The sequence below is a fragment of the Noviherbaspirillum sp. genome (assembly GCF_035944575.1).
GTDB lineage: Bacteria > Pseudomonadota > Gammaproteobacteria > Burkholderiales > Burkholderiaceae_D > Noviherbaspirillum.
The window spans coordinates 1-9,407 of the sequence record NZ_DASZBA010000222.1; the positions used below are offsets into that span (position 1 = coordinate 1).

Genomic DNA, 9,407 nt, shown 5'->3' on the forward strand with positions numbered 1-9,407 from the left:
ATCTACGACGGCTGGATTTCCGATTCCGACCTGATCGGCACCCACTACCGTTACGGCGCGATCGAGCCGTTGTCCGACTACATGTCCGGCAAGGGCAAGGAATTCACCAACCCCAACCTCGACATCAAGGACTTCATCGGCACCAGCTTCACGACAGCCCCGGACGGCAAGCTGTACCAGCTGCCCGACCAGCAGTTCGCCAACCTGTACTGGTTCCGTGCCGACTGGTTCGAGCGCAAGGACCTGAAGGACAAGTTCAAGGCCAAATACGGCTACGACCTTGGCGTGCCGGTCAACTGGTCCGCCTATGAAGACATCGCGAATTTCTTCACCAACGACGTGAAGGAAATCGACGGCAAGAAAGTCTATGGCCACATGGACTACGGCAAGAAAGACCCGTCACTCGGCTGGCGTTTCACCGATGCCTGGCTGTCGATGGCAGGTACCGCCGACAAGGGCATCCCGAACGGCATGCCGGTCGATGAATGGGGCATCCGCGTTGCCGACGACAAGTGCACGCCGGTCGGCGCTTCGGTCGCCCGCGGCGGCGCCACCAACTCGCCGGCGGCGGTCTATGCATTGACCAAGTACGTGGACTGGATGAAGAAGTATGCACCGCCGCAGGCGAACGGCATGACCTTCTCCGAAGCCGGTCCGGTGCCGGGTCAGGGTGAAATCGCCCAACAGATCTTCTGGTACACCGCCTTTACCGCGCCGATGACCAAGGCACAGGCCGTGATCAACCAGGACGGCACACCGAAATGGCGCATGGCGCCGGGCCCGCACGGACCGTACTGGAAGGAAGGCATGCAAAACGGCTACCAGGACGTCGGATCCTGGACTTTCTTCAAGTCCACACCGGATGAGCGCAAGGCTGCCGCCTGGCTGTACGCGCAGTTCGTGAATGCGAAAACCACGTCGCTGAAGAAGTCCATCGTCGGCGTGACCTTCGTGCGCGACTCGGATATCCGTCATGAGTACTTCACCAAGAATGCGGCGAAGTACGGCGGCCTGATCGAGTTCTACCGCAGCCCGGCCCGGGTCGCTTGGACGCCGACCGGTACCAACGTGCCTGACTATCCGAAGCTGGCGCAGCTCTGGTGGAAGAACGTTGCCACCGCGGTAACCGGCGAGAAGACGCCACAGGCCGCGATGGACAACCTGGCGGAAGAGATGGATCAGGTGATGTCTCGCCTGCAGCGCGCCGGCATGAAGAACTGCGCGCCGAAGCTCAACGCGAAAGGTGACCCGAACAAGTATCTGTCCGATACCGGCGCACCGTGGAAGAAGCTGGCGAACGAAAAGCCGAAAGGCGAAACGATTGCCTATGACAAGCTGTTGCAGGCATGGAAAGAAGGCCGCGTGAAATAATAGCCGGCACTCTGCAGTAGGACGGAAGGAAGCGCGGCCCATACCGCGCTTTTTTCCATTCGAAGCATTCCTGCAGCGTAATTTGATGCGGGACTGCTTCGGCCATTCACACGTCACGGTTGCCAACAATGACCAAATACATTCTGGCCCTGGACCAGGGCACCACCAGTTCGCGGGCCATTCTGTTCGACCATGCAGGCCATTTGCACGGCATGGCTCAGCAGGAGTTTCCGCAGATTTTTCCGCAGCCGGGCTGGGTCGAGCATGACGCGGACGAGATCTGGCGCAGCCAGCTTGCTGTAGCACGGCAAGTTCTGAACGATTGCAAGGTACATGCCGCCGATGTTGCCGCCATCGGCATCACCAACCAGCGCGAGACCACGCTGATATGGGACCGGAAAACCGGTCAGCCGGTTGCCCATGCGATCGTCTGGCAGGATCGCCGCACGGCGGATATTTGCGACGCACTCCGCGCGCAGGGCAGGACACCGCTGTTCCAGAAGAAAACCGGACTAGTAATCGATGCTTATTTTTCGGGCACGAAGCTGAAATGGCTGCTCGATCATGTACCTGGTATGCGGGAGCGTGCCGAGCGGGGTGAACTGGCATTCGGCACCATCGACGCATGGCTCATCTACCAGCTCAGCGGCCGGCATGTCACCGATACGAGCAACGCATCGCGCACCTTGTTGTTCAACATTCATAGCCTGCAATGGGATGAAGAGCTTTTGACGCTGCTTGATATTCCCCGAAGCATGCTTCCCGAAGTCGTTCCCAGCAGCGGCGTCATTGCACATGCGCGCGCGGATCTGTTCGGAGCGCCGATCCCGATTGCCGGCATAGCGGGCGACCAGCAGGCGGCGACTTTCGGACAGGCATGCCACCAAAGCGGCATGGCAAAAAATACGTATGGCACCGGCTGCTTCATGCTGATGCATACCGGCCAGGAAGCGGTGGCGTCCCATAACAATCTGCTCACCACGGTCGGCTGGACCCGTGGCGGCGAAACCGATTACATGCTGGAAGGCAGCGTCTTCATGGCAGGGGCTGCGGTGCAATGGCTGCGCGACGGTCTGGGCATCATCCAGGCTTCGGCGGATGTCGAGGCGCTCGCTGCAAGCGTTCCGGATACCGGCGGCGTTGTATTCGTGCCGGCGTTTGCCGGTCTCGGCACGCCGTATTGGGACGCCTACGCGCGCGGCACCATCGTCGGCATGACACGTGGCACGACCAAGGCGCATATTGCAAGGGCGACATTGGCCAGCATTGCCTACCAAAGTGCCGATGTGCTGGACGCAATGCAAAAGGATTCCAGGATTGCATTGACGGAATTGCGTGTCGACGGCGGTGCGGCCAGGAATGATCTGCTCATGCAATTCCAAGCGGATGTCCTCGGCGTGCCTGTGGTGCGTCCGGAAGTCACGGAAACAACCGCCCTCGGCGCTGCCTACCTAGCAGGACTCGCGGTAGGTTTCTGGCAATCACGGGAAGAGATCGCCTCGCAATGGCGGGTGCAGCGGCGCTTCGAACCGGCCATGTCGGCGGATGAGCGCGATACCCGCATGGCAACATGGCGGCGGGCAGTAGAACGTTCAAGGGGATGGGCCGAGTAACGGCATTGCTTGGAATTGACGGGATCGCCCCTATTATCCCAATAGGTAAATATGCGTGGCGATCGTCCAACAGGATTACAACTGCTCACAAATGGCATGTAACCCGGTTGTTATAATTCCACAATGCTAAAACAACGCACAATCAAACAGCTTGTACGGACTGTCGGCGTCGGGCTGCATTCCGGTACCAAGGTCGAACTGACCTTGCGCCCGGCTGCGCCTGATACCGGCATCGTCTTCCGGCGTGTCGATTTCAACCCGCCGGTCGATCTGCCCGCCAGTGCCACCGGCGTCGGCGATACCCGCATGGCTTCCACGCTCGACAACCGCGGCGGTGCCAAAGTCTCCACCGTCGAGCACCTGATGTCCGCCTGTGCCGGGCTCGGAATCGACAATCTCTACGTCGACGTCACCGCGGAAGAAATTCCGATCATGGACGGCTCCGCTTCCTCCTTCGTTTTCCTGCTCCAGCAGGCCGGCCTGCAGGAGCAGAACGCGCCCAAGAAATTCATCCGGGTCAAGAAGCCGGTGGAAGTACGCGAAGGCAGCGGCGATGATGTGAAATGGGCAAGGCTCGATCCGTATAACGGATTCAAATTGAAGTTCTTCATCGAGTTCAAGCATCCCGCAGTCGATGTGACGGGACAGAATGCCGAGATCGATTTCGATGTCGAATCGTATGTGCGCGAAATCTCGCGTGCACGTACCTTCGGATTCATGCAGGACGTCGAGACCCTGCGCGGCTTGGGACTGATACGCGGCGGTTCTCTCGAAAATGCGATCGTGATGGACGAATACCGGATATTGAATCCGGACGGCCTGCGCTATGAGAATGAATTTGTCCGGCACAAGATCCTCGATGCGATCGGCGACCTCTACCTCGTAGGACACCCCTTGCTCGCGTCCTATACCGCCCATAAATCCGGGCACACACTCAACAACCTGCTGCTGCGCGCGCTGCTTGAGCAGCCGGATGCCTATGAGATCGTGACCTTTGATGCCGTCGAGACGGCGCCGCGCGCATATGCACATCAGGCCGGGCAGGAATGGGCGCTGCTCTGACCGGCTGTCACAGAAACGGTTGGGATTTGATGTCTATTCCGGTTGTCTGTGCCGCTTCACCATTGCGGCGATGGCGGCCCGCAGCGCCGCATTGCGCGGCGAGTCTTCAAGTTCATTGTTCAAGGTGTCCAGAGCGGAAACTGCACGTGTCGGCAGCACGAGGCGCTTCTCGGCCGCCGGCTTTTCCTGAGGACGGAAGACTTGTACTTTCAGGCGGATTGCATTAACCTGCCATCCCTTTTTGATCAGACTGTCTTGCAACTTTGGCAGTTGTTGTTTGAGTTTTGCAGCAAGCGCGGCATTCGGTACGGATAGAACCAATTGGCCGGAATCGAATTGCAGCACATTGCAGCTTTCGAATATTGTTGGAAGAATCGTCGCGCAGTCTTTTTGCAACGCGATCATGCGCGCCACCGAAGGCAGCAAGACTGCCATCTTGTCGTGCGAGCGCAAAAAATCCGAGGCGCCTTTCGTCGTCTGCCGTGAAGATTGAGCAGACTTTGGCGCCGGCCGAAAATTAGAGAATGAGGTTGAGCGAGTCATGCTCAAACCTTATCACACCTCATCCGTGATAGACGAGTCAGAGGAGGCGACATGCAAGTGATATTGCTGCACCCGCGGTTCAAGACAAAGACGGTTACCTTGACCCGCCGGCATCTCGCGCTGGCATTCGTGATATTCATTCTGTCGGTCGTCATGGCGGCATCATTGCTGTATTACCTGACCATCCAGCACGCCGCGCGACTCAAACTTCCCTTCATGCAGACCCTGGCGGTATCCGCCCCTCAGGACGACAGCGACAGGAAGGACCGGTATATCAGGGAGAATCTCGCGGCGATGGCAATCAAGCTGGGCGAGATGCAGGCTCAATTGATGCGACTCGATGCGCTTGGTGAGCGCGTGCAAGGACTGGCAGGAGTGAAGCCGCAAGAGTTCAATTTCCGGGAGCCGCCGGGGCGCGGCGGCATGGCTGAAAACGTCCCTCCGGTCGAACCGCTCAGCATGAGCGAATTCCAGCGGGCGCTGGACGCCATGGCCAGGGATGTCGAAAACCGGGCCGACTACATGAATGTGGTGGAAACCACGCTGATGAGCCACAAAATCCGGTCAAAGCTGCTGCCGACGATACAGCCGGTCAATGTCGGCTATAACGCCTCAGGTTTCGGCTGGCGGATGGATCCTTTCACGGGCCGCAACGCATTTCACGAAGGTATCGATTTCGCATCCCCGGCCGGCACGCCGATCGTCGCTGCTGCCGGCGGCGTCGTGATCGCTGCGGAATATCACCATCAATACGGCAACCTGCTTGAGATCGACCATGGCAACGACATCGTCACCCGGTACGCGCACGCGTCCCGGTTGTTGAAGAAGGTCGGCGACATTGTCAAACGTGGTCAGCACATCGCCGACATCGGCTCCACAGGCCGTTCCACAGGCGCCCATCTCCACTTCGAAGTGCTGGTCAAAGGGGTGCAGCAGGACCCTCACAAATTTCTCTCCGCAGGCGGAGACCGGGCGAAAGCGGGCGCACTCGCGATGCAGGCATTCTGATTCTGATTCTGGCGCAATAACCAAGCGCGGCAATTATTGCGCTTGCGCATATTGTTTCCAGTGAATCAAGCCCCACATTTCACCAAGTCGTCCGGCACATTCGGCCAAGGCATGTGCGTTTGTGCAAGCATTTTGCGCCGGCGATTTCATGACGGGCAGTCGCGTGAAGACCCCATGATAGAATCCGCAATTTACCAAACTCCGTCCCTGCAACCGATGTAATACTTGCACGGGGTGTTTACGGCGCATTTTTTAGAATTCAAGCATGTCATTACTGACCCAGATTTTCGGAAGCCGCAACCAGCGACTGATCAAGCAGTATCAAAAAACCGTCCGTGAAATCAATGGGCTCGAGCCGGCTATGGAAAAGCTGACCGACGCCGAGCTGCAGGCGAAGACGCCGGAGTTCAAGCAGCGAATTGCCAACGGTGAAGCCCTTGATGCTCTTTTGCCGGAAGCCTTTGCGGTGTGCCGTGAAGCAAGCCGGCGCGTCCTTAAAATGCGGCATTTCGACGTTCAGTTGATCGGCGGCATGGTGCTGCATTACGGCAAGATCGCTGAGATGGGCACAGGCGAAGGCAAGACCCTGATGGCAACCCTTGCGGTATATCTGAATGCCTTGGCCGGCAAAGGCGTCCATGTCATCACTGTGAACGACTATCTTGCCCAGCGCGACGCGGAATGGATGGGCAGGTTGTATGGTTGGCTCGGCTTGACGACCGGCGTCAACCTGTCGCAGATGGAGCACGACGTCAAGCAACGGGCTTATGCGTCCGACATCACCTACGGCACCAACAACGAATTTGGCTTTGATTATCTGCGCGACAACATGGTGTATGACGCTGCGGACCGGGTCCAGCGCAGTCTCAATTTCGCGATCGTCGACGAGGTCGACTCCATCCTGATTGACGAAGCACGCACACCCCTGATCATTTCCGGCCAGGCGGAAGATCATACCGACCTGTACCTCAAGATCAATGAAGTACCCAAGCTGCTCACCCTGCAGATTGGCGAGGAAACGCCGGATGGCAAGGGCAAAATCGAAGTGCCCGGCGACTACACAAAGGATGAGAAAGCGCATCAGGTACTGCTCACTGAAGCCGGACATGAAAAGGCCGAGCAGATCCTGACGAGCATGGGTCTGCTGCCGGAGGGCGCCTCGCTCTATGACGCTGCCAATATCACACTGATCCACCACCTGTATGCAGCATTGCGTGCGCATACACTGTTCCATAAGGACCAGCACTACGTCGTACAGAACAATGAAATCATCATCGTCGATGAATTCACCGGACGCCTGATGACGGGGCGCCGCTGGTCCGACGGACTGCACCAGGCGGTGGAAGCCAAGGAAGGCGTGAAGATTCAGAACGAGAACCAGACGCTGGCCTCGATTACCTTCCAGAATTACTTCCGCATGTACGGCAAGCTTGCCGGCATGACCGGTACCGCAGATACCGAAGCCTATGAATTCCAGGAGATTTACGGTCTCGAAACCGTGGTCATTCCTCCCAACAAGCCGAGCCAACGCAAGGACAGGCAGGACCAGGTCTACAAGACCGCGCAGGAAAAATACAATGCCATGCTGGTCGACATAAAGGATTGCTACGAGCGCGGGCAGCCGGTGCTTGTCGGTACCACATCGATCGAGAATTCGGAGCTGCTGTCAGGCATCCTGAAAGGCGCGTCGTTGCCGCATAACGTCCTGAACGCGAAGCAGCATGCGCGCGAGGCGGAAATCGTCGCCCAGGCGGGCCGGCCGAAAATGATCACCATCGCTACCAACATGGCGGGGCGAGGTACTGATATCGTCCTCGGCGGAAATGTCGAGAAGCAGATTCAGCTCATCGAGGCCGACGAAAACCTGAGCGATGCAGACAAGCAGCAACAGGCGAAAAAGTTGCGGGATGAGTGGCAGTCGCTGCACGACCACGTGGTGTCTGCCGGCGGTCTGCACATCATCGGTACCGAGCGCCATGAGTCGCGCCGGGTCGACAACCAGCTGCGTGGCCGGTCGGGCCGCCAGGGTGATCCTGGATCGTCGCGCTTCTATCTGTCCCTCGACGATCCGCTACTCCGCATCTTCGCCGGCGATCGCGTCCGCGCCATCATGGACCGCCTCAAAATGCCGGAAGGCGAGCCGATCGAAGCCGGCATCGTCTCGCGCTCGATCGAGTCCGCCCAGCGCAAGGTCGAAGCCCGCAACTTCGATATCCGCAAGCAGTTGCTGGAATATGACGACGTCGCCAACGACCAGCGCAAGGTGATTTACCAGCAGCGTAACGAGCTTCTGGAGTCGAAGGATGTCTCTGAGTTGATCGCATCGTTGCGCCAGGGCGTCTTCTCCGACCTGTTCCGCGAATATGTTCCGGAAGAGTCGGTGGAAGAGCAATGGGATATCAAATCGCTGGAAGCGGCACTGGCCAACGAATGGCAGCTCGACGTGCCGCTCGCCGCCATGCTTGAAACGGACCCGAATCTCACCGATGACGATTTGCTCGAGCGGGTGCAGAAAGCGGCCGAGGACGCCTACAATGCCAAGGTGGAGGTCATCGGCAAGGATGCCTTCGCCGGTTTCGAACGCAGCGTGATGCTGCAAAGCGTCGATACCCACTGGCGCGAGCATCTTGCTGCGCTGGACCATCTGCGTCAGGGTATTCACCTGCGGGGCTATGCGCAAAAGAATCCCAAGCAGGAATACAAGCGTGAAGCATTTGCTCTCTTCGGCCAGATGCTGGACATGATCAAGAACGAAGTTGTGCGGATCGTGATGACGGTCAGGATCCAGACTCGGGAAGAGATCGATGCGGCAGAGCAGCAGCTGGCGCAGTCTCATGTCGAGAACCTGCACTTCCAGCATGCGGACTTCAACCCGGACGCGGCGCCGGAAGAGTTGCTTGCGCCGGCAGCCGAGGTCGGCGATACACGCAGCCAGCAGCAGTTGAACGCACTGCCTAAAGTCGGCCGCAATGATCCATGCCCGTGCGGCAGTGGCAAGAAGTACAAGCAATGCCACGGCAAGCTCGCCTGATGCCGGAGACGATGCGATCGTAGCGACAGCGGAAGGGCCGGGTAATCCGGCCCTTCCTGTTTCAAGAGTCTTTGTAGTCTGCGTCCTGCAAGCCCAACCTTCGCCGGTGATCTACAATAGCCATCCTGTTCATCAACCAACCTCCAACACTGCCATGGCCGTCAATTTTCCAGTCCCGGTACCTGCCAATCTCAAACCCGTCCCGGGCATAGAACTTGGGTATGCAGAAGCAGGCATACGCAAGGCAAACCGCAAGGACCTGCTGGTCATGACGCTTGCGCCGACAGCAACCGTCGCGGGCGTCTTTACGCTGAACCGATTTTGTGCGGCACCGGTTCAAGTGTGCAAGGCGCATCTGGAAGGCATGCGTATTTCTAACGCGCCCATCCGCGCGCTGGTCATCAATACCGGCAACGCCAATGCCGGCACCGGCGAAGCAGGCTTGGCAAATGCCAATGCGACCTGTGCGGCCCTGGCGGAATTGCTCGGTTGCGGCGCATCGCAGATCCTGCCATTCTCGACCGGCGTGATCCTCGAGCCATTGCCGGTCGACCGCATCAAGGCCGGGTTGCCGCAAGCGGTCGCCAACCTGAAAGCGGATAACTGGTATCACGCGGCCGAAGCCATCATGACGACCGACACCCTGCCAAAAGCCGCATCGCGCAAGGTCGACATCAATGGCAAAACCATTACTCTTACCGGTATCAGCAAGGGTGCCGGCATGATCAAGCCCAATATGGCGACCATGCTGGGGTTCGTTGCCATGGATGCCAAAGTGG

At 58.5% G+C, this 9,407-nt stretch carries 7 protein-coding genes; 6 read left to right on the forward strand and 1 reads right to left on the reverse strand.

Features of this window, described 5'->3' with window-relative positions; all coding sequences use genetic code 11:
- The 3 genes from VGU61_RS17600 to lpxC all read left to right on the forward strand — a co-directional run.
- The coding region (locus tag VGU61_RS17600; RefSeq protein WP_326860513.1) for an ABC transporter substrate-binding protein at positions 1-1,371 on the forward strand (1,371 nt) is incomplete at its 5' end.
- A 128-nt stretch (positions 1,372-1,499) separates the two neighbouring features.
- Positions 1,500-2,984 carry a glycerol kinase GlpK gene (gene glpK / locus VGU61_RS17605; RefSeq protein ID WP_326860514.1) on the forward strand — a complete coding sequence of 495 codons (1,485 nt, stop codon included), beginning with the start codon at positions 1,500-1,502 and terminating at the stop codon, positions 2,982-2,984.
- Between the two features lie 123 nt (positions 2,985-3,107).
- Positions 3,108-4,046 carry a UDP-3-O-acyl-N-acetylglucosamine deacetylase gene (gene lpxC, locus VGU61_RS17610; protein WP_326860515.1) on the forward strand — a complete coding sequence of 313 codons (939 nt, stop codon included), beginning with the start codon at positions 3,108-3,110 and terminating at the stop codon, positions 4,044-4,046.
- Between the two features lie 33 nt (positions 4,047-4,079).
- On the opposite strand, the gene VGU61_RS17615 is transcribed toward lpxC, so the two are convergent.
- Positions 4,080-4,589, reverse strand: a complete 510-nt coding sequence (locus VGU61_RS17615) for a DciA family protein (protein WP_326860516.1) — start codon at positions 4,587-4,589, stop codon at positions 4,080-4,082.
- A gap of 51 nt (positions 4,590-4,640) precedes the next feature.
- On the opposite strand from VGU61_RS17615, the gene VGU61_RS17620 reads away from it, so the two are divergent.
- From VGU61_RS17620 to VGU61_RS17630, 3 genes are all read left to right on the forward strand, one after another.
- Complete coding sequence (locus tag VGU61_RS17620; RefSeq protein ID WP_326860518.1) at positions 4,641-5,597, forward strand: M23 family metallopeptidase; 957 nt, start codon at positions 4,641-4,643, stop codon at positions 5,595-5,597.
- A 265-nt stretch (positions 5,598-5,862) separates the two neighbouring features.
- Entirely contained in the window at positions 5,863-8,628 is a 2,766-nt protein-coding gene (gene secA, locus VGU61_RS17625; protein ID WP_326860519.1) for a preprotein translocase subunit SecA, read from the forward strand.
- A gap of 154 nt (positions 8,629-8,782) precedes the next feature.
- On the forward strand, positions 8,783-9,407 hold a 625-nt coding region (locus VGU61_RS17630), incomplete at its 3' end, for a bifunctional ornithine acetyltransferase/N-acetylglutamate synthase (RefSeq protein WP_326860520.1).

Coding starts and splice junctions, on each gene's coding strand:
- glpK (WP_326860514.1), top strand. CDS start 1,500: ATGACCAAATACATTCTGGCCCTGGACCAGGGCACCACCAGTTCGCGG.
- lpxC (WP_326860515.1), top strand. CDS start 3,108: ATGCTAAAACAACGCACAATCAAACAGCTTGTACGGACTGTCGGCGTC.
- VGU61_RS17615 (WP_326860516.1), bottom strand. CDS start 4,589: ATGACTCGCTCAACCTCATTCTCTAATTTTCGGCCGGCGCCAAAGTCT.
- VGU61_RS17620 (WP_326860518.1), top strand. CDS start 4,641: ATGCAAGTGATATTGCTGCACCCGCGGTTCAAGACAAAGACGGTTACC.
- secA (WP_326860519.1), top strand. CDS start 5,863: ATGTCATTACTGACCCAGATTTTCGGAAGCCGCAACCAGCGACTGATC.